This is a genomic window from Paenibacillus sp. 1182 (assembly GCF_017833915.1).
GTDB classification, from domain to species: Bacteria; Bacillota; Bacilli; order Paenibacillales; family Paenibacillaceae; genus Paenibacillus; species Paenibacillus polymyxa_D.
This window is the reverse complement of the sequence record NZ_JAFICR010000004.1, coordinates 15,559-38,179: the sequence shown is the minus strand read 5'-3', so window position 1 is coordinate 38,179 and position 22,621 is coordinate 15,559. Positions and strand designations below refer to the sequence as shown.

At 37.2% G+C, this 22,621-nt stretch carries 24 protein-coding genes; 22 read left to right on the top strand and 2 right to left on the bottom strand.

The window, feature by feature from the left end; all coding sequences use genetic code 11:
- Positions 1-84: 84 nt before the first annotated feature.
- From JOD82_RS08370 to JOD82_RS08335, 8 genes are all read left to right on the top strand, one after another.
- Positions 85-585 carry a hypothetical protein gene (locus JOD82_RS08370; protein WP_209948187.1) on the top strand — a complete coding sequence of 167 codons (501 nt, stop codon included), beginning with the start codon at positions 85-87 and terminating at the stop codon, positions 583-585.
- Between the two features lie 104 nt (positions 586-689).
- On the top strand, positions 690-1,565 hold the full coding sequence (locus JOD82_RS08365; protein WP_209948185.1) for a LysM peptidoglycan-binding domain-containing protein: 876 nt from the start codon (positions 690-692) through the stop codon (positions 1,563-1,565).
- Positions 1,566-2,318 carry an AAA family ATPase gene (locus JOD82_RS08360; protein WP_209948183.1) on the top strand — a complete coding sequence of 251 codons (753 nt, stop codon included), beginning with the start codon at positions 1,566-1,568 and terminating at the stop codon, positions 2,316-2,318.
- Positions 2,319-2,330: 12 nt separating this feature from the next.
- A complete protein-coding gene (locus JOD82_RS08355) occupies positions 2,331-3,935 on the top strand; it encodes an ATPase, T2SS/T4P/T4SS family (RefSeq protein ID WP_209948181.1) in 1,605 nt (534 codons plus the stop codon).
- 11 nt (positions 3,936-3,946) lie between these two features.
- Complete coding sequence (locus JOD82_RS08350; protein WP_209948179.1) at positions 3,947-4,894, top strand: pilus assembly protein TadB; 948 nt, start codon at positions 3,947-3,949, stop codon at positions 4,892-4,894.
- A 17-nt stretch (positions 4,895-4,911) separates the two neighbouring features.
- Positions 4,912-5,850 (top strand): hypothetical protein, encoded by a 939-nt coding sequence (locus tag JOD82_RS08345; RefSeq protein ID WP_209948177.1) that lies wholly within the window; start codon positions 4,912-4,914, stop codon positions 5,848-5,850.
- Between the two features lie 225 nt (positions 5,851-6,075).
- Positions 6,076-6,576 carry a hypothetical protein gene (locus JOD82_RS08340; RefSeq protein WP_209948176.1) on the top strand — a complete coding sequence of 167 codons (501 nt, stop codon included), beginning with the start codon at positions 6,076-6,078 and terminating at the stop codon, positions 6,574-6,576.
- Between the two features lie 20 nt (positions 6,577-6,596).
- Positions 6,597-7,301 carry a hypothetical protein gene (locus JOD82_RS08335; RefSeq protein WP_209948174.1) on the top strand — a complete coding sequence of 235 codons (705 nt, stop codon included), beginning with the start codon at positions 6,597-6,599 and terminating at the stop codon, positions 7,299-7,301.
- 249 nt (positions 7,302-7,550) lie between these two features.
- On the opposite strand, the gene JOD82_RS08330 is transcribed toward JOD82_RS08335, so the two are convergent.
- Entirely contained in the window at positions 7,551-7,997 is a 447-nt protein-coding gene (locus tag JOD82_RS08330; protein ID WP_209948173.1) for a hypothetical protein, read from the bottom strand.
- A gap of 358 nt (positions 7,998-8,355) precedes the next feature.
- On the opposite strand from JOD82_RS08330, the gene JOD82_RS08325 reads away from it, so the two are divergent.
- The 11 genes from JOD82_RS08325 to JOD82_RS08275 all read left to right on the top strand — a co-directional run bounded on the left by JOD82_RS08325 (position 8,356) and on the right by JOD82_RS08275 (position 17,190).
- Positions 8,356-9,315: a metal-dependent phosphohydrolase gene (locus JOD82_RS08325; protein ID WP_209948171.1), complete on the top strand. Its 960-nt coding sequence runs from the start codon at positions 8,356-8,358 to the stop codon at positions 9,313-9,315.
- A 77-nt stretch (positions 9,316-9,392) separates the two neighbouring features.
- Positions 9,393-10,496: a hypothetical protein gene (locus JOD82_RS08320; protein WP_209948169.1), complete on the top strand. Its 1,104-nt coding sequence runs from the start codon at positions 9,393-9,395 to the stop codon at positions 10,494-10,496.
- Positions 10,497-10,981: 485 nt separating this feature from the next.
- The gene (locus JOD82_RS08315) at positions 10,982-11,602 is read left to right on the top strand and encodes a hypothetical protein (protein WP_209948167.1); all 621 of its coding nucleotides are present in this window, start codon (positions 10,982-10,984) and stop codon (positions 11,600-11,602) included.
- Positions 11,603-11,612: 10 nt separating this feature from the next.
- Positions 11,613-11,912, top strand: a complete 300-nt coding sequence (locus tag JOD82_RS08310; RefSeq protein ID WP_209948165.1) for a hypothetical protein — start codon at positions 11,613-11,615, stop codon at positions 11,910-11,912.
- The gene (locus tag JOD82_RS08305) at positions 11,909-12,700 is read left to right on the top strand and encodes an NUDIX hydrolase (RefSeq protein ID WP_312887670.1); all 792 of its coding nucleotides are present in this window, start codon (positions 11,909-11,911) and stop codon (positions 12,698-12,700) included. The genes JOD82_RS08310 and JOD82_RS08305 overlap by 4 nt, the downstream gene beginning before the upstream one ends.
- 329 nt (positions 12,701-13,029) lie before the next feature.
- The gene (locus tag JOD82_RS08300) at positions 13,030-13,692 is read left to right on the top strand and encodes an SAM-dependent DNA methyltransferase (protein ID WP_209948163.1); all 663 of its coding nucleotides are present in this window, start codon (positions 13,030-13,032) and stop codon (positions 13,690-13,692) included.
- 94 nt (positions 13,693-13,786) lie between these two features.
- Positions 13,787-14,419 (top strand): YfbR-like 5'-deoxynucleotidase, encoded by a 633-nt coding sequence (locus JOD82_RS08295; RefSeq protein ID WP_209948161.1) that lies wholly within the window; start codon positions 13,787-13,789, stop codon positions 14,417-14,419.
- A gap of 7 nt (positions 14,420-14,426) precedes the next feature.
- The gene (locus JOD82_RS08290; RefSeq protein ID WP_209949107.1) at positions 14,427-14,912 is read left to right on the top strand and encodes a 3'-5' exonuclease; all 486 of its coding nucleotides are present in this window, start codon (positions 14,427-14,429) and stop codon (positions 14,910-14,912) included.
- Positions 14,913-15,089: 177 nt separating this feature from the next.
- A complete protein-coding gene (locus JOD82_RS08285; RefSeq protein WP_209948159.1) occupies positions 15,090-15,824 on the top strand; it encodes a hypothetical protein in 735 nt (244 codons plus the stop codon).
- Positions 15,825-15,842: 18 nt separating this feature from the next.
- Positions 15,843-16,388, top strand: a complete 546-nt coding sequence (gene lepB, locus JOD82_RS08280; RefSeq protein WP_209948157.1) for a signal peptidase I — start codon at positions 15,843-15,845, stop codon at positions 16,386-16,388.
- Positions 16,389-16,494: 106 nt separating this feature from the next.
- Positions 16,495-17,190: a hypothetical protein gene (locus JOD82_RS08275; RefSeq protein ID WP_209948155.1), complete on the top strand. Its 696-nt coding sequence runs from the start codon at positions 16,495-16,497 to the stop codon at positions 17,188-17,190.
- 93 nt (positions 17,191-17,283) lie between these two features.
- On the opposite strand, the gene ligA is transcribed toward JOD82_RS08275, so the two are convergent.
- On the bottom strand, positions 17,284-19,272 hold the full coding sequence (gene ligA / locus JOD82_RS08270) for an NAD-dependent DNA ligase LigA (RefSeq protein ID WP_209948153.1): 1,989 nt from the start codon (positions 19,270-19,272) through the stop codon (positions 17,284-17,286).
- A 146-nt stretch (positions 19,273-19,418) separates the two neighbouring features.
- Here ligA and JOD82_RS08265 point away from each other — a divergent pair, with 146 nt between their 5' ends.
- From JOD82_RS08265 to JOD82_RS08255, 3 genes are all read left to right on the top strand, one after another.
- Positions 19,419-20,939 (top strand): HD domain-containing protein, encoded by a 1,521-nt coding sequence (locus JOD82_RS08265; protein WP_209948151.1) that lies wholly within the window; start codon positions 19,419-19,421, stop codon positions 20,937-20,939.
- A gap of 266 nt (positions 20,940-21,205) precedes the next feature.
- On the top strand, positions 21,206-22,198 hold the full coding sequence (locus JOD82_RS08260; RefSeq protein WP_209948149.1) for a DUF7666 domain-containing protein: 993 nt from the start codon (positions 21,206-21,208) through the stop codon (positions 22,196-22,198).
- Positions 22,095-22,610: a YdhT family protein gene (locus tag JOD82_RS08255; RefSeq protein WP_209948147.1), complete on the top strand. Its 516-nt coding sequence runs from the start codon at positions 22,095-22,097 to the stop codon at positions 22,608-22,610. Before JOD82_RS08260 ends, JOD82_RS08255 begins: the two co-directional genes overlap by 104 nt.
- Positions 22,611-22,621: the final 11 nt, after the last annotated feature.

The window sequence follows — 22,621 nt, the reverse complement described above, 5'->3', positions numbered from 1 at the left end:
ATGCGAAGTTCCTTATGATAAAGTCAAAAAAAGTACAAAATGACTATATGTTTTTTATATGTAATGCAAAGGGTGTGTGGAGGATTGAAATTCATAAAAAAATATTTATCTCATTTGACAAAGGAATCGGGATTTATATCGATTGAAACTATTTTTGCTATGTCTTTTGTCATTATCGTTTTTTTTCTCTGTTTAGGCTTTTTTACATTTGTACAACCCTATACAAAATTAGATCGTGAAGTGCATGTACTGTCGCAACTTGCTCAGAGACAAGGTGGATTAACGCTGGATGATGTGCAACTTTTTAAAGAGAGAGTGTCCGAATATTCATTTGTAAATTTGTCAGATGGAATTATACACGTAGATGCACATACGATGCCTGGGGACAGGGATGTTATAGGGGTTACAGGTCTTGAAGAAGCTGGTGATGAATATGTGAGACGTGATGAAAAGGAATTAATTCAACTGGTGGTTACGATCCCCTCGCATAACGAAATATTAAAACCTGTAGCCACGTTTTTTGGTGTATCTGGCGTTTCAGATAAGTACACCTTCAAAGAGGTCTTCATGTCAGATCGCTATTAGTGAGTAAGACGCCATTCGCCCTCTGCTGACTATAAACCACTCAAAAATGGATATAAACTGAAAATCTAAATGAAATACGTTTGAATACAACTGGAGGTGTCTATATGCGTGGAAAGAACAAGTTGTTGTTGACAGTGCTACTGATCACATTCGTTGCAACTTCTGGCATGTTTTATTATCAAAATGTTTACGCACCGAAACAAGATGAAAGAAATAAAGTGTTCGTACTGGTTGCAAAGAAAGATATCTCCGAAGGAGCAGCGTTTACTACAGAAAACATTGGTGCCATTAAAATGGATAAGAATATGGTGCTGCCTAATTACATTACAACATTTGAAGACATGAAGGGAAAGTCGGCGAGCGCAGATATCTTTTCCAATGAAATTGTTACCAAGCGACAGACTACAGGTGTCAGTGATGGATCAAAAAAATTCAAACTTGGCCTCGAAGCCGTTAATATGCCGACCTCTATTAAAAGCGGGGATGCTGTACGCGTCTTTGTACAGACGACCATCGGGAATAAGATTTTTGAGATTTTTGATAAGAAAGAAGTCGTCAATGTTAACTTTAAAAAAAGTGCATCAGGAGCAGAAAGTCAGCTTGTTGAGTCTGTAGACTTGCTTGTATCTGATAAAGAAGCTGTTACTTATTTTGACGCCCAAAAAGCAGGGAGTATCTTTATCGTTCGTTTTAATAACCTCACTGAAAAGGATACGGTTATTACACCAAAATACGATATGAATTCAGATGAAATAAGGAAACTAAAGGTTGAAGCTGAAAAGCCTGTTTACATGCGATCGAAGGAGCAGGAAGACCGAAAGACAGATAGCTCTGTTCAATATACGGTTAGAACAGGAGACACATACGAAAGTATTTCAAAATTATTTAATGTCACAGCCAATGAGATCAAAAAGCTTAATCCTGGCGTAACGACCTTGTCACCAGGAGACAAGTTAAAAGTTAAGAGGGAGGATACTTAGATGAGTGGCAAAGTCTACGCGATCATGTCGGTTGTTCAAGGAAATGGTGCAAAATACGTAGCAACCAATTTGGCTAAATCATTGAGACGTAATGGAAAAAAAGAGATGTTCAAAAAGGTCTTACTCATTGATTTTGATTTTGAAAATCCATGTTTGGCGTATGAATTTGTAAAAGAAGATGACACTCATGGTATCGATAACCTGCTTGCGCATCTAAATTCATCTGGGCTCAATGAAAGTGTTTTTAGTGAAAATGTAATTCGAACAAGTCTTGATGTTGACGTGTTACGTGGAACTCACTTCATCGGCAAAGTGAAGCGTTTTTCAAGCCTTCAAATTGAATCCATTTTGGAAGTAGCTCGAAAGTTATACGAGGTTGTGATTGTTGTTATTTCACCTAAAGCCAACAATGCAGGCACCGTTTACACGTTGTTTGAAGCTGATCAAGTGATTCTTGTTCTTCGAAACAATCATGCAAATCTGCTGAAAGTGGACGGAGTGTTACGAGTCGTGAATCAATACCACAAAACCGAGCATCCGACACTGGTTATTTACAATATGAAAAATATGCTAAGTAAAGTAGATGTAAATGATAAATTGAAAGATTCGTTATTGGATTTGAAGGTGGTAGGCGTACTTGAATACGACGATCAATCAACAGACAATCTTGATTTACAAAAGAAAGAGTCCATATTTGCTGCAAAGCCAATAAATGCGAAAGTATTTGCAGATATTGGGCAGCAGTTAGCGTAAGGAGGGATGTAGATGAACGTTAAATTTTCTTCAAATCCAATCGTAGTTAAACATAAGGACAAGACAGTGGGCATTGTTCAACTTGATCTTGATCCTTCAGTGAAAGATTTCATTTTGGAAGTTTCAGACGATACCCATAAAACGATCTATAAAGGGATAGTTGGTGAGGATACATTTTTATCTGTAGATTCATCCTCTACGGTCGTTACACTGTTATATTTGGATCCATGTAGTCAAGAAGTGCTGTTGCGCAAGCGTATAAATCTGATTGAACAGTTTGGACTTAGTGATGTCGAAATGGATGATAAAGTGCATTCTGTAAATCACAAAAAGCTATATGAAAGTATTTTAGTTGAAGTCAAAAGACGTATGGATAACCCTAAAGGATCTTCCGCTGAAATTGATCATCACACACTAATGATGAACAAGACAACTATGGATAAGGATGCCAGAGCTTATGTTCAAAATAAAATTAGATATGTGGTTGCTCAATATGGAATGCTCTCAGATGCTCAGGTTGAAGAGACTGCGCAAAAAATATATGCGGAGCTGTATGGCATGGGGATTTTACAAGAATTAGACGACGATCCGCTTGTCGGTGAAATTATGGTGAATGGGTATGTTTATCCGTCATTTCGCTGTGAGATTTACTATATCAAATTTGGTCAAAAGCTCAAATATGATCGAACATTTAAAAATTTTGAAGATATGTATAACGTATATTCTCGTGCTATTTCTTTTTCAAAAAAAGAAATGAATAACTTGGAGAATGCCAGCATTGAAGCGACCAGGGCAAACAGAGATCGGGTTAACGTTATCATACCGGATGCATCGGAAAGCTATGTGCTAAACATCCGTAAATTCGGAAATTTCCTTCCCAACTTGGAAAATATGAAGAAATACGGCACAGTCAATGATTATTTGGATCAGCTTTTTTCCGTTTTGGTGAAAGGAAAAGCGAATATCGGGATCGGCGGAGAAATGAATACAGGAAAGACCACCTTAATCAACTATCTATTAACCTATACTAAACCCGAAGAACGTAAAGTCGTAATTGCGGCGATTAATGAAACAGATGTCGATCGGGTTCTTAAAGGTCATGATATTGTAATTCTCAATGTTGATGAAGAGAAGAACTTTACGTTTGAGCGGCAACTTCGAGCAGCGCTACGTACCACGGCAAGTCGAATCATTGTACCTGAATCAAGAGGGCAAGAGTTTAGGCAAGTGTATGGTGCAAATTTTAAGACCTCTGGTAATATGTTTACGGCTCACGCTCTTGATGAGGAAGCTTTTCTGGATGCATGTGTAGATATGTATATAGGAGATAGTAACTATTCAAATATATCGCACTTGAAAAATAAAATTGCAAAAACGATTCCGATTGTTGTAATTATGCGTATGGTTGGTACTGAAATCCGTATTAAATCGGTTAGTGAAGTGATTCTGGATGAAAATCGAAATTTTAAAAAAATGAATGTTTTATGTCATTGGAATCAAGATCCAGAAGACGTAACCAAAGGTAAATATGAGTGCACGGGAAATCGTTTATCCATGCACCTAAAGAAGCTGCTGAATGAGTATGGTGTGCCGATGTCTCAAATGGAAAAATTATAAGGGGTGTTATGATGGGAATCGTACAATCAGCAATTCAAGAGGCAGGAAATCATCTCGTCAACATCCTGTTTATTTTATTGATGGGAGGATCGCTATACCTCTTAACGAAAGGATTGATCAGTCAGAGAAAAATCACCGGATTATTCAATCTATCTAAGGTTGTAGTAAAAGAAAAAACAAAAATAAAACGATTTAATCCTATGTTATATAAGAAGCTTAGACAAAATTTAACACTTTATTACACATTTAAATCCAGTAAAAATCGAGCAGACCTGCTGTATTTCATTATCATTGCAACAGAATGGGGATTGCTTTTGGCTTTTGTGTTCAGTCAAAAATTTTTGCTGGCTATCATTTTTCCATTTTTAGTTCACTGGTTTGCGAATAAGATTTTAAACTTGATGACGATTAATATTCACTTTTACATTGAGAAGGAACTTCCCCTTGCCATTAAACACTTGATTAAAAGCATGACTAAAATGAATGATCTGAAATTGGTTATGTTGGAGACAAGTAATACGTTACAAGAACCCCTTCGTTCTTATTTCTTAGAGTTGTCGAGAAAAATGGTAACGGAGAATTACGAAAAAAGCTTGATGGAATTTGCTGATGAACTAAATGATACATGGATTTATGCCTTTACGTTTTTACTTTTAAGTTATAAGGAACAAAGCAAAAAAGCAGATGTCATTCAGAACTTATCGAATCTTGCGGAAATGATGGAAAATGAAAATCATCTAAAAGAAAAGCGAATCACAGAACGTAAAGCCACTGTTATTTTGAATTCCTGTTTGGGCGTATTTGCAATTTCAGGATTGATTCTGAATCTCATATTCAATAAGTACGCGGTTGAATTTTTCTTTAATTCCTTTGCTGGTATGTTGTTACTCATTGTTGGCGTTACTGCGATTATGGGTACGTTCATCATTAACTTGATGCTATCCAAAAAAACAATGTAAGGAGGGTGCACGGTATCATGATATACTCGATTTTTTTTATGGTGTGGGTGGGGGTAATTCTAACTCTGTTGCTCCAGACAAAATCAAATAAAAGTTTGCCGACAAATGATATTACTTTTGAGAGTACGTTTTATCATCTGGTATATCGAATGTCTTTTGCAATCCCTTTTAAGTGGTTTGTTGAGGATGATCGAAACTTAACGAACAAAGGTCGAAAAACGGAGAGACTCCTTATACAATCGGGATATAATAAAAAATTTACTGTTCAAAGTTTTATGGCATTCAAAGTCGCCATATTTTTTGCTTCGATCCTGTTGATTTTCGTAACCATTGGTCTCATCGACAAGCTTCCATCTTTATTTCACTGGCTTCTGAAAGTAGATACCACGCGTATAAGTGAAGAGGGAGTATCCATTGATATGATCCTCATCACTTCGATTTTATACCTCGCGTTTTCGTTATTTCCAGGCATCATTTTGCGCCAGAAGGCAAAAAAAGAGCTGGTGAACAGTAATAAAGATCTCCCAATCCTTCACATGTTTACGATTTTGATGCTTCGTTCTAATAAGACAGTGACAGAGATCTTGTTTGCACTGACGAAATTGAATAGCTATCACAAGAAAGTATTTGAACGGGGCTACTTGATGTATCTTCGTAATAAGCATGAGGGGATGGAATATCTTCGTTCACAGTTTGAAAATGCACGATTTATAGAAATGTTCAATTTACTGGAGGACATTGGGACGTATGCAAGAGAAGAGTGTATTTCTATTATGGATAGCAATATGAAATCTTTAATACATGAAACCAATACGCTTAAAAGACGAAATGATATTACTCGCCTGGTATACTCGGAGGCATCGATGGTTGTTCCATTTTCGGCGATCATTTTATTAGGTGCAGCTCCTATAGTCATTGCAGGTTTACGAATGTTCTCACTTTCAACTGTTATGTAAAGCCTCTATGGGGCTTTTTTCTTTTATAATAGGGTTCAATTCCATATGGTTATAAAAAAAGATAGAAGTAATTTAGTGTGTACTTTTAATTTCTGTAAAAAATAATTTACATAATTCTGAATGGGATATATAATTGAATAAAATATAATTACACTCTTGATCCCCTTATCTTTTAGAGTAGGGCAAGTTGCATACAATACCTCTATAACCTATTAGGAGGTGGGGATGAAAGTGGATGTTAACTTCTTGTCATTGGTGGTTATCGCTATTATCGCTGTTGTTGTTATTAGTTTTTTGGTTAGATCGTTTATGAAGTTTATAATTATTGGAGTTGTTATTTACTTCTTGTTTATGATGGGTTTTGTTTGGGGAGTGGATGATTTAAACCACAAACTCCACCTAAACCAAATATTCAATGCGAGTGCAAATGAAAAGGTGCAATCTGCTTATGGTAGTTTTGTAAAAAAACGTGATGAACATAGTGTATTAAATACAAAGGACTTGAAAAATACAATTGATGAAACGATTCAGAAGGCAATTGCAGACGCAGGGAATCGAATCAAGGCTGTAGACAAGGATGCACTTTTGAAAGAGTTACAAATGAAATTAGATGGGTATGATGAGGAAGATATTCAGAAAGCGCTCAAACAGTCTGAATCAAACCTAAATCAAGTAATGACTCCTGAACAGGTGAAAACATTACGAAAAAATCAAAGGAGTAAATAAAAAGAAAGAGTGTGGTTAGTATGTCGAATGTAAAGATAGGGAATGCACCATATTTGCGACATCCTGAATTAAAACTATTATTCCGTACGGAGTACATCCGTTTTTTTCTTTTCATGCATGTTCCATTTTTGATTATGGTCCTGTTTAATAGAGAATTTCCGGACTTCCTTGGAACCATGGATGCTGTTATTGTTGGGATGGCATTTATACATGCTTGCTTTGTAAAGCCGTTGATGAAAAGAGGGAAGATCAGAGCCTACTATAGGAAGCACTATCGTACGGAAACGAAAGGGTCATTCTTGAGTGTAATGTACACGGCTCTATGGTTTGGTGCTATGTTTAGAGCTGTTTTACTGATTATTAATTTTTCATTGCAATATGTTAGCTTTGAAAAAAGTGAGATTCCACCGCTTATGCAAAGTATGAGATTGAATTATATGAGTATGAATGGAGCTATATTGGGTTTCCTGCTCTTTACACTTTTTATGTACTTCATTTATTACAAAGATCGTTATATCAGCATTGAAGAATTCTCGAATCGCTCAGTCCAATATGTAATGGAATATGGATGGTCGGTCGAGGAGGCGATGCGAATCGTGCTAAGCGAACCTAAAAAAAATCACTCGTTAGAAACGGTAAACCATGTGCATATAAAACCTGATATTGAGAAAGATGGAGTTCGGCAAGCTGCGATTATCCCTATACGAAGACAGGCTCGTAGATAAGGCGGGGTTAATGTTTCCCTAATAGAATAGAATGAATGATAAAAAACTTTCTGCCCTAAAGAGACAGAAAGTTTTTTTATGTATGTATGTGAAGGGCTTAAACCTTTTATTTTTCCGTGTCTCGGTTTTCAGCCCTTCGTCCTTGACATGTCCTTGTATTGTACGTTAGTAGTTTCGTTTTATGCTTTGGAAGATGTCTAAGTCACTCTAAAAAGCAGTACCAACAAAAAAAGACGAGAGATGCTCGTCTTATTGGGATGCGTTAGCTGTTAATGCTTTAAGTTCTTTCTCTTTTAAGAAGATGATGATTTGTCCAGCCTTCAAGTCCCCCATTTGAACGCCAGGGTTTAAGGTCTGTGCTAAATACAAAGGGTGACGAATGTCTCGCTCATTTGGCGTGAGTTTACTTTGAATGTTCCAAGCTGTATCGCCTGATTGAATAATGACTTTAACCTGCTGATAGTTCCTAAGATCTTGACCGATGGAATATTGTTCTTGAGTGTTGATCCATTTAGGAACGTGATAGATTAAATCAGATACCATGCTACATGTCCCATAAATTAAAAGAGTAATCAATACAAGAGCTAAAACAATACGATTCCAAAGAATGCGAACACGTTTTTTCTCTGGTTCCTTTTTTTCTCCGAACTCTAAGCGTCTTCCACTTTCGAAACTGTAAATTATCGCCTTTTCCATTTCAGATTCCTCCCTATTTATACATAAGATCAAAATCCAATCTGTTTAACTTAAACTCTTATATTCTATTGAGTAAGATGAAGTTATATAATTCATTCATATAAAATGCATATATATTTCATACATAATACATCAACTATATGAGAAATGATGAATATAATAGTTGAAATATAGAAACCTGGTTTAAGCATGCAAACTGAATAAATACGCTCGGAGACAATAAAATATAGGAGCTTAACAAATTGAGGAGGAACGATTGTTCTTTATTTGAATCATACATTGGTTTTTGTGAAGAAAATATCCAAAAGAATATTTAAAAACATCAAATTAAACCGCAAAAAAAGGAAGGAGTTTTTAAATGAAGACCAAAATTAAAGATCTGCAAAAAGGACAAGAAGCTATCATTGAAGGAACGATTATTAAAGATAAAAAATATAAAAAAACGAATAATGAGGAACCATGGATCCATCTGAAAGTGACAGATCAAAGTCGAAGTTCAGCATATGCGAAAATCTGGAACGAGTTAGAGCTATATCCAGTGATTGATGAAATGGAAGATGGAATGTACATTGAAGCAAATGTAAAATGTACCCAATCTGATGAATTTATTCATATTGAAGTTCATTCCATTCAGGTTGTAGAAAGGAAGACCCACGAAATGGTTGACAGTGAAGGTTTAAAAGAGGAACTTCGAGGTGCTATTTCAGAGATTAAAGATCTCAAATTAAAAAAGTTACTTCATTTAGTATTCGCCCGACCTGAAATCAATGAGGCATATTTTAAAGCCCCAGCAGCGATGATGAGCGGGTACAGCTTTGAGGGTGGAGCCTTAGCCTACGTTGTTCGCTCCATCCGTTTAGTGAAAGCCGTTGCCTCGGTTTTTAATGAATGGAATCACCATACAGATGGTATTGTGGCAAAATTGAGTGAAGATTTACTAACAACGGCTTGTATTCTGGAGGCTGTTGGGAGAACGAAATCATTTCGAATGAACGGTGTTCGAGTGGAGAAAACAACCGAAGGTGAAATGTTTGAAGATGCCTATCTAACCCTAAAAGTGATTTGGGAGGAAATCGGTAAGTTGAATTTTTCGGATGAGCAGCGACTCATGTTGGAACATGTCATCGGATCATCCAAAGGTAGATCTGAATGGGGCGCTTTGCATGTTCCACGCTCAAGAGAAGCGGTTGCCTTCGGCATTATCTTAAACCTCAACTTCCAAATGGGTAATTTTGAATACTTAGAAAGACACGCGGGTGCAGAGGATCAATTTGCTAAATTATTTAAAAAGCAAATGTATTTAGGTACTTATGTTTAAAAGGTTGATTTGTTATCCATGAGGTAGGAGTTTGCATCTCATCTTCATACACAATTATTGAGGAGTGAAACTTAATTATGGTAAAAATTGATAATGTAAAGAGTGTTAACTCTGTTGGCTTTAATATTGAGAAAACGAATGAGTTAATTGACGATCTGAAGAGTCAGGGTATGATTGTGGGTATTGAGGATTTAGGCAGCTACTTACGTACTCAAGGTTTGATTGTTAAGGAGCATATTGGACGTAAACGAAACTATATAGTTGTTGGTCCCAAACTTTATGGGGTAGATGTAACTCAAAAGGGAGATCAGGTTAAAGAGTTTATGAAGGAACATATCAAAATGGGGAGACTTTGTTTCCTCCCGGAAAGTTATGAGAAAAAACTGACAAGTGTAGATAGCTCTGTTCGAGTAAAAAGAAGAGGATACTGCATTGGGTATGATGAAACTTTTATGCCTATTGAGGCATATAAAGAATATCAAAAAGAATTTGAAGAAAAGAAGAAAGAATATTTCGAAATTCGAGATGAAATTGTTTCGAATTGGGAGGGATTGCTTCACAGATTTAAAGAAATCTTAAAAATCTCCTTGGACGAACTGAATTCCATTGATAAGGAGGTTGTTTTTGAATCGATCATTTCGAAATTGCCTTCTAAAGAGGAATATAAGGAAAGTTTTTATATGACATTGTCTGCCAAGGCATTTCCAGTCACGGAAAACATCAATATGTTTGATGAGTCGATCCAAGAGCAAATTCGTGATGGACTCAAACAAGAGACAGTCACTACACTCTATGAAATCATTGGAAATACATTGAATGATGCTTTTTTCTATGTTTCAAGAACGTTGAGAGCTTTGCAGAATAAAGACAAGGTGTCATCGAAAACACTGGGCGCACTTAGGAAGTCAGCTAAACGGATTGCTCAAAAGAACATTTTTAATAATAAAAAAATCGATGAGATTCGTTTAGGAATTCTGAATGTTGGTGAAAGTAGCCATGACACTGAAGTGATGTGGGAGAATGCAGAAAATGTACTGGCTATCATATATGGGTATGCCTGTGAACTTGGAATCGAAGATACGATTAGATTTGACGACAGCCCTGTAACAGGTGATGAATTGCTGGAGATTTACAACATGCTTACACCGCAAACACTTGAGCCCGAAGCTTGTTTGTTATAGACTTGTAAAAACCTACTTCTTAAAAGTAGGTTTTTTTGTACTCAATGCCCTTGGCGGTCAGGTTCCCCATCTCTAACTGCTGTCAAGCCGCCAGAACTATTACGGCTTGATCGATTGTTGTCAGTTCACCAATCTGTCTTACTGGTTGTCTTGCATTTTCAGTATTTTTGTCTTACATACATGTTTTCTTTCAGATCTCATCAATAGCATTCCATACGGTTATATAACGTTCCACATTGACCTATAATGTTCTACGAGCTAAAATATTGATGGACTCCTTACCAATTTTCGTAATGAGTGTTTATATGATTTTTCCGAAAAAAAAAGGGACCCTAACCGCCAAATTAAGGGTCTCTTTTTGTGTTTATCTCTAAGAGCAATGAGCATATTGAATTAAAACAAAGTGAGACGCACCTTTTTTTATGAAGCTTGGAACGATTGCGTAAGATAGAGAGCAAAGTTCATTACTGAAAGGAGAGAAGGAAATGGTAACTCAACAATTGAAACGCGATTTTAAAATCTTGTTAGAGGCAATGACTCGTGCTGGACTAATAAAAGAAGGTATCATTGCAATGGGTAATTTAGCATACTTTTTAGATCGTTGTTCGACAAAACCCGTAAACCACAGATTAAAGCAGGCTGTTGCTATGCAAATTACTTCCTCCGATGCACAAAGCAAACAAGAACTCTTTCTCCTGCTTGCGAACAATATTTATGAACAGGCCAAAAAAGAGAAGCGAGGTGAAAACCTGGATTATCGAATGGAGAGAATTATTGAAAAGCATGCTAAACGAACGCTTACCCACTTTGAGATACTGCTTGATGATTACGACTTTCCAGATTGGTTCAAGGTATATATTCCTTTCTTAGAGGCACATGAACCTCAGGTGGCATGCGATCTTCTTATGGAGGTAATACAAGAAAAATCGTCATTTAGTCGATTGTTAAAACCATATGGTTATGCTGAAAAAATAAGTTTGTATGTTCATCAAGCTTATCGAAACTCGCTCAGGTGGAAATGTATGCTTCCGCTGATTGACGCAATTATTGATGAGGATTTCGAGGAGACCCTAAGTATACTTCATATTAGTCTTGAAACTGTATAGGAATGTGTAGATGAAGTCTGAAGCTTGTGTATATCTTTGCTCCATCATCGTTCTTAATGAGTATCAGCAACTACTATTTGATGAAACTTTTTTAGTAAAAGTTGAAAATGTGTCAGAATCGGTTGCTATTGCATGGATCATGCAGAAGTTGAATGAGATCGAAACAGCCATCAATGCTGAGATGAACTATCCCATACTGCTAAGTTGTCACTGCCAGTTTCCAATGCCTGGAGAAGTTTGTTATGATGCTTTGTCCGTAGATGAATTAAGAGCGATGTTTCCCCAAATAAATGAATGGAAGAAAGAGTGATCGGTTATTTTTTACAAAACGAAGTAGAACGTGTTAGACTAACAAAACATGATAAGGAGCTGAATAAATTGATCATCGAAAATCGCAAGTTTTGGATTACAAATGAAACACTTGAAAATATATTGAATAAACGTGATGAGTATGAAATCGATACACACCCATGGACAAGCTGGAATGAATTGAAAGCTGAATGGTTGGAGTATCGAAAACCAAGCAACAAAGAGTCCATTATTTATTTTAAAGAAAAGGATTTGCTCGATATTCCTGTTGGATTCTCGGAAGTAGCAACTTTACCCCTTCTGGCTTTCCAAGTAGGAAAGAGAAGTTTGCTTGAATATGATCCTGTGCATCGCCATCCAATCCCTTATGTGATTGTTAAACATGGTTGTAAATACTTTTTTATTCTTAGAGAAACGGGAAGTGGAGAACTTCGTTTAATTGGCAAAAAGGGAATGCTGGGTGGTCATGTTGGTGCAGAGGATATCGATTCGACAAGTCTCAACCAAACGATCCTTAATGGTCTGATGAGAGAGTTATACGAAGAAGCTGCGATTGATGATTCGATGATTAACTCTATTCATCTTAAAGGACTTATTAAGGGAGATGAAGGTGTAGATTGTGATCATTTGGGTATCGTGTACCAGATTGATTTGAACACCAATGAAATTGAGACACAGGAAGACGGAGTTCAAAAAGGGGTGTGGATTCACGAAGATGAGTTGGAGACGCACTTCGATTCGTTTGAATCATGGTCTAAAATTGCTTTTACTTATTTGCTGAGAAAGTGACGTTCATAGACCTACAAAAATATGTCGATGATACATTTAAATATATCAAGCATAGTAAGTTAATTTGTAACGACGTAAACTAAACAAATGACTGAGATTTGGGCGCCCTATATAGGGCGTTTTTTTTGAAAATTTTTGCTTTACCGAAAGAATAAAATTTCACAAATATATTTGACTAAATAATATATTATTTGATATATTGACTATAGATAATATAAATTTAGTTGTTTAGACATCTTGCGAGAGAGAAACAATACATAAGAAAAAAAGTTTCGAAGCGGTACTACAAACTCTTGTGGATGGTGTCTAACCATTGTGGAGGAAGAGAAATGAACATAAATAAACTGCTGGGTATTCATGATTCTAACCAAGCCCCAGCTCAAATTATGGAAATACTATATGACCGAAAGAAACGAGAAGAGGTCTTTGTGAAATTCCTTGAAGCATTCAATTTCAATTTGTCATACGATTGGTTTCATGATTACTTTCAAGAAGAACACGCGGATCGGAAATGGTTGAAACAAGACTTTACCCCGATGTGCGTGGCTGAATTGCTTGCAAAGATAACGGGTGGAGACAAAAGGACTACGTATGAGGGCGGGACAGGCACAGGAGGTATTATGATCCGCAAATGGCAAGAAGAACGTGCGCGAAGTTCCATCTTTAAATACAAGCCCTCCGATTATTTATATGTATGTGAAGAACTAAGCGATAAAGCCATACCTTTCTTATTGTTTAATACCTTAATCAGAGGAATGAATGCGATCATTATCCATGGTGATGTACTTTCTCAAAATTGCTACGGTGTGTTCTTTGTGCAAAATGATAAAGACGATTATATGGAATTTTCGAGCCTCAATGTCATGCCTTACTCCCAGGAGGTAGCTGATTTCTTTGACGTAAATTTTGTAGAAGAATGTTATCCGAAATGGATTGAATCGAAAATGTTCCCATCCCATTTAGGTGTTTATAAAACCCGACGAGCAGTATAGTTTCAGATCGCGAGCTAAATTCCGCTTAGTAAAAGACTCTTGTGATGATTGGATTGAAGGAGAAAACAATGTTTATAATGAGGGGGAAGGAAAAATGTTTTTAGGAACGTATTTGTCAAAGATTAGAGGATTAATGAATCTAAAACGATATCAAAATTTATATGTATTCAAACAAAGATCAGTAGCCGAGCATTCTTGGTCCGTAGCTAAAATTGCTCAGTCTCTTGCATATCTGGAAATGGACAAATTCGGTCATGATGTAGATATGGGTGTACTTTTACAAAAAGCAATTACGCACGATGAATTGGAGCTAATTACTGGAGATATTTTAAGTCACACCAAGCGCAGAACACCTGCCATGCGCCAAGCCGTTGATGAGTTGGAAGAAATCATATATGAAGAAGAATATGGAGTGAAGATCTTACCTGAAAATTGGATGGGACAATTTCGAAAATTCACGCTGGAAGCCAAAGACGATACGATCGAAGGCAAAATACTTGGAGCAGCCGATGTCATTGATACGATTCTTGAATCGACAGAGGAAATAAAGCTTGGTAATTTGGAGTATTTTACGGATGTTCTTCAAAGCTCTGCGGAGAAATTGATAATGATTGATTTGGATAGTGTTCGTTACTTCCTAAAATACTCACTGCCGGACTTTGGTCTTGATATTCATCAATATTACGGAGAAAATGTATTTCAAGCGATAACAAAGATAAGGTTGTAGGCAATTAATATCCGTCAAATTTAAAAGTGAATTTCAAGCCTTTGTCAAACCCAAGCTTTATTCACAACTATCAGACTTTTGTAAGCATTTAACGTCTATTGAACAGCAGGACGTGGATCTTGCAGAATCGTTTGAAAAAGTATTGGAAAAATTTCAATCATGGATAGGCTCAGACTATTGGCTTTGTTCTTGGGGATTTTACGACAAAAAACAACTGAAATCAGATTGTGAATTGCATAAACTGCCAACGAGTTGGTTGCGTAATCACATTAGTATCAAGCATCAACACGGCGGTATGTTAAAAGAAAAACTTGAGAAAGCTGGTAAACCCCAGTCAGAAATCAAACGTGTTGAACGTGGAGTGGGGATGGAAAAGGCGCTCAAAATGCTGGATATTCCACTCGAAGGGACACATCATCGGGGAATCGACGATGCACGAAATATAGCTAAAGTATTCGTTGCCATATTTGATGATTTAAAATTCAAGTTGTAGTTGAATCAACATGAGTGTAGAGCTGGCTTTTACTAAGCCAGTTTTTTTGTGCTTAGACGGTATTGGGAATAGTCATGGTGATAAATGTTGATTATTTCAAAGTGTATCTTTCTACAATACATCAGGTGTGTCAAATGGAACATTCCTATAGAAAATATTCTAAAGGAGGATGGAGGATTGAGATTTAGTGATATCAAATTAAACAATCGGATACAATTTGAAGTTGAGTGTGATAACTCGGCTCTTCGCAATGTAAGAGGTATTGTTCTTGCTGTAGGAGAAGCTTCCATTATCTTGGTTACTGACTTTGGTGAGTTGATTGAGGTTTTTGAAGATCATATCTTGAGTATTACAAGTATCAGCATGCCAAAACTTGTGAGCGATGCGATGACTGAGTTAAAAAATCATTTTGCTGAAATTTATGAATTGGAATTAAAACTGAAAGAATTAAGAGATGAGGAACCCATGCTGAAACAAAATTTGTTTGATGCTAATTTCTTATCTAAATTTAATATTCATGGAGCAAAAAATCGATTAGATAAGTCGATTGAACAATCTCTGACCACATTCCGCAAAGATACAGTCCTTTATCAGATCTCTTTTGGTTCCAATCCGAATAGTCAAATCGAAATTTATATCATTGTTTCGAATCAAATTGAGTATCCGAACCTGGATGAAGATCGTGACGTAGACAAAATAATACGTGTACATGCTCCAAATGAAAAAGAGATTTTTGAAAAATGTTTTGCTTTTGCATCAAAGCCCAAAGAATTGGAGAAGAAAGTTGTCCATCAAGGGGAGAGTATTTACAATATTCAGACTCACTATCAGATGAATGTAGATGTGACAAAGGAAAATTTTTTAGGTGTTCGACAACAAATCGTGAAAGCTCTTATGCAGCTACAAAAGTAAAGAGAAAGGAAGTGTATTATGAAACACGAACACAAGGAATATACGGGTGAGCAAGGAGTTTCAGCTAAAAAGGAATTATTCAGTTGGTTTAAAGTTATACTTTTCGCTTTTTTTGTTACCTTGGTAATTAGTTATTTTATTAAGCCTACCCTGGTATCAGGGCGTTCGATGTATCCTACTTTAGAAAACAATGATTATCTGATCTTAAATAAAGTTGCTTATCAAACGGGCGATCCGTCCCATGGTGACATTGTTGTATTTAATAGCCATCTGGTTGGAGAAAAAATACTGATTAAGAGAGTCATTGCCACAGGTGGAGAGAAGATCACAGTCAAAGATGGAAAAGTGTATATAAATGATAAACTCATCGATGAACCTTACTTAAAAGGAGTAGAAACATTTGGAGATATAGACGCGATCGTTCCTAAAAATGAAGTTTTCGTTATGGGGGATAATCGCGGAAATAGTATGGATAGCCGTCGTTCAGAAGTTGGCTTTGTTGATAAGAGTGAAATTCTCGGAAAAGTTTGGTTTAGAGTATTCCCAATGAAAGGTATCAATTAAGGAAATGGATAATCTTTTAAATATATTAATATCTGATACCTTCAAAGAATGAAATCAAGCTGCTTACCTTATGATATACGAAAATTGAAAAAAGAGGAGGGTGTGCATGAATAGAATAAATCAACGAGGAATGGATTTGATTCAATACAAATGCGAGTTGATGAAGGAGTATCCCAAAATCGTAAAAGACTCGTTATACTTAGCATTAGAACAAATGGTTGAAAATAAAGTGTTAGATATGGACACATATATGTTTATTCGTGAAGATTCCACAACGGCAACTTCGTTTGAAGAATATCTTTATTCAAAAACAAACTTCTTGAAAACAGAGGAAGAAATATTTGCTGAGTTTGAAATCATTCGTTCAAAACTTAATGATAAATTAGCCTCCCATGGATTGGATATGCTACATTCAGAAAGTGTTGTGGATAAAGAAGTGATTTTAGTAACGAAAAAGTTCTGCGTGAATGAAGAGTTTACGATGAACTATTTTGGAGTTGAAGAGAAGGATTTACTCAAACTGATGAAGCGTCGGGGGTTTGTGGAGAAATTCGCCATTCTACGACTGACAGCGATCTTTAAGCCATTTATGGAAACCCTTGATTTCCCAAAAGATCTTTTTATCTATGATATGTCGTTAGTTTACTACGATAAAGATGAAAATGGTTACTCGATTGATTTGTATTTTGAACTCCCTGTAGAAGAGGTAGAACGGGAGGAAAAGCTTGATGAAATCTGTGAAGGAATGAGTGTGGTCGTTGAAAAAACGCAGGCTCATTTTGATGCAAAGACGATAGCTTAAAAACAAGAACGCTTTCTCAATAGAGTTAGCGTTTTTTATTGTGTGTAAAAAAAGAACCCTCAATAATAGAGAGTTCTTTTTTATTTGTCATGTTTAAGAAATCATTTGCAAGAATTCACTTTCAAAAATAACCTTAACTCCAAGCTCGATAGCTTTGTCATGTTTCGATTTTCCTGTGCCCACGACAACGAAAGTTGTCTTTTTACTAATCGATCCAGAAACTTTTGCTCCTAAGGCTTCCAGTTTCTCTTTGGCTTCCTCTCGTCCCAAGCTTTCCAGGGTTCCTGTCACAACAACAGTTTGTCCAGAAAGAGGGAGGTTTTCATTTTTTATATTGGTGTCGAATTCACTTTTCATTGTAAATCCAATCGCTTGCATCTTCCGAATCAGGCTTCGCCCTTCTTCACTTGTGAAAAATGCAACGATGCTTTCAGTGATTGCAGAACCGAAATCAGGTAAAGCAAGGAGTGATGCTCTGAAAGTTTCTGCATCCTCTGAAGCGTTCATAATTGCATCCATATCCTTGTATACCTTTGACAAATCCTTTGACTTCGTTTCGCCAAGATGTTTTACGGAAAGGGCAATTAAAACCTTGTGAAGGGGTTCCTTTTTAACCCGCTCAAGTTCCTTCTGAAGTTTCGCAAACGATTTTTTTCCAAACCCTTCTAAAGAACAAATTTGCTCTTCTTTATCTTGGAGATTGTAGAGATCCAAAAAGTGGCGAATGATCCCTTTTTTAAAAAAGAGCTCAACCGTGCTTGTCCCTAAACTATTAATGTTTAATGCTTTTCGGGAAGCAAAGTGCTCGATTTTACCTTGCAACTGTGGTGAACATTGTTCGCCTCGGCAGTAAAGATATGCGCCGACGAATTCAGTTGGCGATCCACATTTAGGGCAGCAAGTAGGAGTCTGAATTAGTAGCTCATTACCTGTACGCATCTCTTTGATGGATGCTGTCACTTGCGGAATCACATCATTTGCTCGGATAACAAAAACGCGATCACCGATTCGAATATCTTTTTTCTCAATCGTGCCATAGTTTGCAAGAGAGGCTCTTGATACGTCAACGCTGTCAATGTTCACGGTGTTAAGTAAAGCAACAGGGGTAATCTGTCCTGTTCGTCCAACCGAATGCTCCACGCCCAAAATAGTTGTTGTTGCCTCCAGGGAAGCAAATTTATAAGCCGCACTCCACCGAGGATGTTTTGAGGTGTTCCCGAGTTTTTCTTTTGCAGAAAGCTGATCAAATTTAATAACGAGACCATCAATCATAAATGGAAGGCTTTTTCGAGTATTTGCCTCCATATCCTGAAGATAAGCATTCATTTGAGAAAGTCCTTCGATTGTTTGTTCAAAAGTAACAGATTCTACGGTTGTAAATCCTTGATTTTTCAAAAATCTTAACTGTTCGCTAATGGTATTAAAGGTCATGCCTTCAATATCAACGATGTCAAATACGATACCTTGTACGTTTCTTTCATTAGCGATGCTGGCATTAAGCTGACTTAATGTACCGCTCACCAGGTTGCGGGGGTTGGAATACGTTCCATCGACATTAATACGTTCAAATTCAGCGTATGGTATGATGCCTTCCATACGAATTTCCAAACGACCTTTAAATGGAATAACGGCAGGTACATTTTTTATCGTACGAACGGTGTGAATAATGTTCTGACCGATTTCACCATTCCCTCTCGTGACTGCCTTTTGAAGTAGCCCATCCATGTAAGTCAATACAATAGTTACTCCGTCGAGCTTGTGTTGAACCAAGACCTTCCCCTCATAGCGATTCATAAAAGAAACCACTTCATCCCAGGTTTTCATTTTCTCCTGAGAGCCCATAAAAGAGCTATGTCTTACTTTCTCCAAACCATCTACCAGAACAGTGTATATTTTGTGAGTAGGAGAATCAGGGATTATAAATTCAGGATATTGTTTCTCCAAGTCCAGTAATTCATAATAAAGATTGTTATATTCTTGGTCGCTAATTACAGGCTTGAATTGATCATAAAGCTCATCATGTTTTCGGATTTCACTTGTAAGCTGCTTTATACGTTGCTGGGCATTAAAATTTGTTGTCATGTAGAAATATCCCCCTTGTTTATAAACGTCAAAGTATTTTACGCAAAACCACAAAATATATCACTTGAGCTTTAATTCGTTAATTATAATTTACACTTTTTGTGTATTGTGATAATGTTTAAAAAGACAGGATGGGAGTGGTAATGATGAAAAATTTGATTAAATCTTTGCGAGAACCCTTTACCAAACAACAGATGATTCCTTTGCTTAATATGTCGAATGATGTACGACAGCGTCTCGATAACCAAATCTCTCATTTTCCAACAGAAGAAGATATTCAGGAAATTTCGAATACATACAGCATTAATCCAGCTCATTTGTACGTTATTGATAAAACGATGCCGTGTTATTGCTATTATGATTTTCCCGTGTACATTAACCTTGATGTATTATCAAAAGAATATTTCGAGATGTTTGATGTAAAGAAAAAAATAGACGTGATCAAGGAGGAGTCAGCCAGAGCCTGGAAAGACAAGAATTATTCACGCATTTTTGTATTTACAGACGAACAGGCGAAAATTTTATTGCTTAATGAGATGTATTGGAAAGTACAAAACGAGGATAAATTTGATTTATTTCAAGATGTTTATACATCTCTTGATTATGGGCATACCTTGGTTGACCCCGAAATAGTACGCAATGTGTGGCAACACCAGCCTAAGGAATACAAGAAAGAACTGCGAGATCATCTGGATGAACTATGTAGTGAGGATTTGATGACCATATATCGGGGCGAGGGAGGCGATTCAACGCCTTATTCAGAGTCGATGAGTTGGACAACTTCTTTGAATGTTGCTTGTTTTTTTGCAACACGAATTCGTTCAGACCTAAATGCGAAGGTATATCAAGCTAAAGTGCTAAAATCAGACGTGTTGGCTTATTTTAGTCATCGAAACGAGAATGAGGTTATTGTTTTCCCAGAGAAGTTGATGGATATCCAAGAAGTACCCATGACTTTACTGGGGGATGAGTGGGAAGTATTGCAGAGAGAGGGTTATATGGATGAGTATTTTTTGTACAAGAATACATTTATAAAGCCCGAACATTATAAAAATCCAGAAGGGATCCATGGAATTCCACATGTAAAACGGGTGCTGTTTCATGCGATAACGATTTCCAGAGCATTAGGTTTATCAAGCAGAGATCGTGCGATTTTGGCAAATGCAAGCATCTATCATGATATTGGGAGAAGGCATGATGCTCATTGTACCATGCATGGTGAATGGAGCTGGCAACAGTATACGAGAGAGATTGCATATGAATATCCGATGTTGGAAATCAATAGCGTGGATAAACGCAAAAGAGATGAAGAATCGGGTTATGAGATCCATAAACTAAGCTCTCAAGAGGTTGGCATTGTTAGGCTTCTAATCGAATATCACTGTAAATCCGATGAGGAATGTCGTGAAGCTCTAATGAGGATGCATCATTTCGAATATCACTGTAAATCCGATGAGGAGTGTCGTGAAGCTCTAATGAGAATGCATCATTTAAGGCAAGAGAGAGAACGTGCATGGATGCTCTATCGGATATTTAAGGATTGTGATGGACTCGATCGTGTTCGACTACCACAAAATGAACTGGATGTGAAATATTTCAGAACGGATGAAGCGGTGCGGCGATTAGTGTTTGCGTATCAAGTTCAAAATAACTCTTCTGTACTCTAAGCATATGCTTAGAGTTTTTTTATACCAGTTAACATGTAGTCAATATTAGTTTATAAATTGACTTTAGTCAATGAGTGATTTAGGATAAGGATGTAATTGTATTTTTAAAGCATTCAATTGTAAAAAACGATGATCAGAATAAAATATTAAGAATTATTCATGACAATAGATTTCTGGTAACCAATAGGTTACGTATCTAACTTTTTTAGTGATGGCATTTGTTTTGATGACAAGTCCTTACATCAGATTTAAAGGGGGAAGCGGTAATGAAAGGCTATAAAGCTTTTGGAAAAGGTATGGTATGTCTCGGTTTTCAATATGCAGAAGGTAAAACATTCGAACATAAAGGCGAGATTGTGCTATGTTCCGCAGGATTTCATTTTTGCAAAAATCCGCTGGATGTACTGAACCACTATCCACTTATTGATTCCAGAGGAGATCTGAGCGAATTTGCTGAGGTGAAAGCGCTTGGCGAAACAAAAACAACAGGTGATAAATCGGTTACAAACCAACTACGGATTGGTGCAAAGCTTGGTTTGCCAGAATTTATTAAGGCAGGCTATGAAGCTATTTGGGTGAAGGACACCGAAATAGCAGAGGTCAACAACGAGGATAAATGTCAACTGGATTTTTTTGAAGATTGCAGCCAATCGGTAACATCGAGAGAATATGCCCAATTAGCAAACTCGGAAAACAACGTCCAAGTTGCTGCTTCAGGGTACGGCAGTCAACTGGCATCTTCGGGAGATGACAGCAGACTGGCAACCAAAGGATCCAACTGTTATCTGGCATCTTCGGGAGGGTACACCCAACTGGCAACTTCAGGAGATTACAGTCGATTGGCAGCTTCTGGGGAAGATAGCCGACTTACTGCATTAGGAGACAACAGCAGACTTGCCGCCTCAGGAGACAATAGCAAGTTAATGACCACGGGAAACAACGTCCAACTTGCTGCTTCTGGGTACAGAAGCTATTTAGCATCTTCGGGGAATGATAGCCGATTGGCAACCTCAGGAGAAGATAGCCAACTGGCAACTTCAGGAGAAGATAGCCAACTGGCAACTTCAGGGGATTATAGCCGACTTACTGCCTCAGGAGACATCAGCCGACTTGCCGCCTCAGGTAATAATAGCCAATTTGCCACCTCGGGAAACAATGTCAGCCTCTGGGCACAGCAATCAACTGGTAACCACGGGAGACGACAGTCATCTGGCAGTATCGGGAGACGACAGCCAACTGTCAGCATCGGGAGACGATAGCCAACTGTCAGCATCGGGAGATTATAGCAGACTTGCTGCCTCAGGAGACAATAGCCGACTGGCAGCTTCAGGATACAGTAGTCAGTTCGCCGCCTGTGGAACCAACGCACAACTTGCTGCTTCGGGAGATAATAGCCGACTTGTTGGATTAGGAAATCACAGTAGACTTGTAGCCACAGGAGACGATAACTTTCTTACGTTAGATGGTAAAGACAGTGTCGGTGCAGTCCTGGGAATCGAAAGCCGAATTAGGGGGAAAGTAGGAAATTGGATTACATTGGCAGAATGGGAACATGACGGTGAACATTTCGTGCCAATTTGCGTTAAATCAGCCAAAATTGATGGAAAAAAAATTAAGGAAGACACATGGTACGAACTTAAAAATGGAAGATTTACAGAAGTGAGTAACTAAGAGGATAAACT

Bases quoted from the DNA above. Each gene is read 5' to 3' on its own strand.
- JOD82_RS08345 (WP_209948177.1), top strand. From the start codon at position 4,912: ATGATATACTCGATTTTTTTTATGGTGTGGGTGGGGGTAATTCTAACT.
- JOD82_RS08265 (WP_209948151.1), top strand. From the start codon at position 19,419: ATGAAAAATTTGATTAAATCTTTGCGAGAACCCTTTACCAAACAACAG.
- JOD82_RS08335 (WP_209948174.1), top strand. From the start codon at position 6,597: ATGTCGAATGTAAAGATAGGGAATGCACCATATTTGCGACATCCTGAA.
- JOD82_RS08320 (WP_209948169.1), top strand. From the start codon at position 9,393: ATGGTAAAAATTGATAATGTAAAGAGTGTTAACTCTGTTGGCTTTAAT.
- JOD82_RS08275 (WP_209948155.1), top strand. From the start codon at position 16,495: ATGAATAGAATAAATCAACGAGGAATGGATTTGATTCAATACAAATGC.
- JOD82_RS08255 (WP_209948147.1), top strand. From the start codon at position 22,095: ATGTCAGCCTCTGGGCACAGCAATCAACTGGTAACCACGGGAGACGAC.
- JOD82_RS08300 (WP_209948163.1), top strand. From the start codon at position 13,030: ATGAACATAAATAAACTGCTGGGTATTCATGATTCTAACCAAGCCCCA.
- ligA (WP_209948153.1), bottom strand. From the start codon at position 19,272: ATGACAACAAATTTTAATGCCCAGCAACGTATAAAGCAGCTTACAAGT.
- JOD82_RS08360 (WP_209948183.1), top strand. From the start codon at position 1,566: ATGAGTGGCAAAGTCTACGCGATCATGTCGGTTGTTCAAGGAAATGGT.
- JOD82_RS08315 (WP_209948167.1), top strand. From the start codon at position 10,982: ATGGTAACTCAACAATTGAAACGCGATTTTAAAATCTTGTTAGAGGCA.
- lepB (WP_209948157.1), top strand. From the start codon at position 15,843: ATGAAACACGAACACAAGGAATATACGGGTGAGCAAGGAGTTTCAGCT.
- JOD82_RS08295 (WP_209948161.1), top strand. From the start codon at position 13,787: ATGTTTTTAGGAACGTATTTGTCAAAGATTAGAGGATTAATGAATCTA.
- JOD82_RS08325 (WP_209948171.1), top strand. From the start codon at position 8,356: ATGAAGACCAAAATTAAAGATCTGCAAAAAGGACAAGAAGCTATCATT.
- JOD82_RS08260 (WP_209948149.1), top strand. From the start codon at position 21,206: ATGAAAGGCTATAAAGCTTTTGGAAAAGGTATGGTATGTCTCGGTTTT.
- JOD82_RS08365 (WP_209948185.1), top strand. From the start codon at position 690: ATGCGTGGAAAGAACAAGTTGTTGTTGACAGTGCTACTGATCACATTC.
- JOD82_RS08350 (WP_209948179.1), top strand. From the start codon at position 3,947: ATGGGAATCGTACAATCAGCAATTCAAGAGGCAGGAAATCATCTCGTC.
- JOD82_RS08330 (WP_209948173.1), bottom strand. From the start codon at position 7,997: ATGGAAAAGGCGATAATTTACAGTTTCGAAAGTGGAAGACGCTTAGAG.
- JOD82_RS08310 (WP_209948165.1), top strand. From the start codon at position 11,613: ATGAAGTCTGAAGCTTGTGTATATCTTTGCTCCATCATCGTTCTTAAT.
- JOD82_RS08340 (WP_209948176.1), top strand. From the start codon at position 6,076: ATGAAAGTGGATGTTAACTTCTTGTCATTGGTGGTTATCGCTATTATC.
- JOD82_RS08355 (WP_209948181.1), top strand. From the start codon at position 2,331: ATGAACGTTAAATTTTCTTCAAATCCAATCGTAGTTAAACATAAGGAC.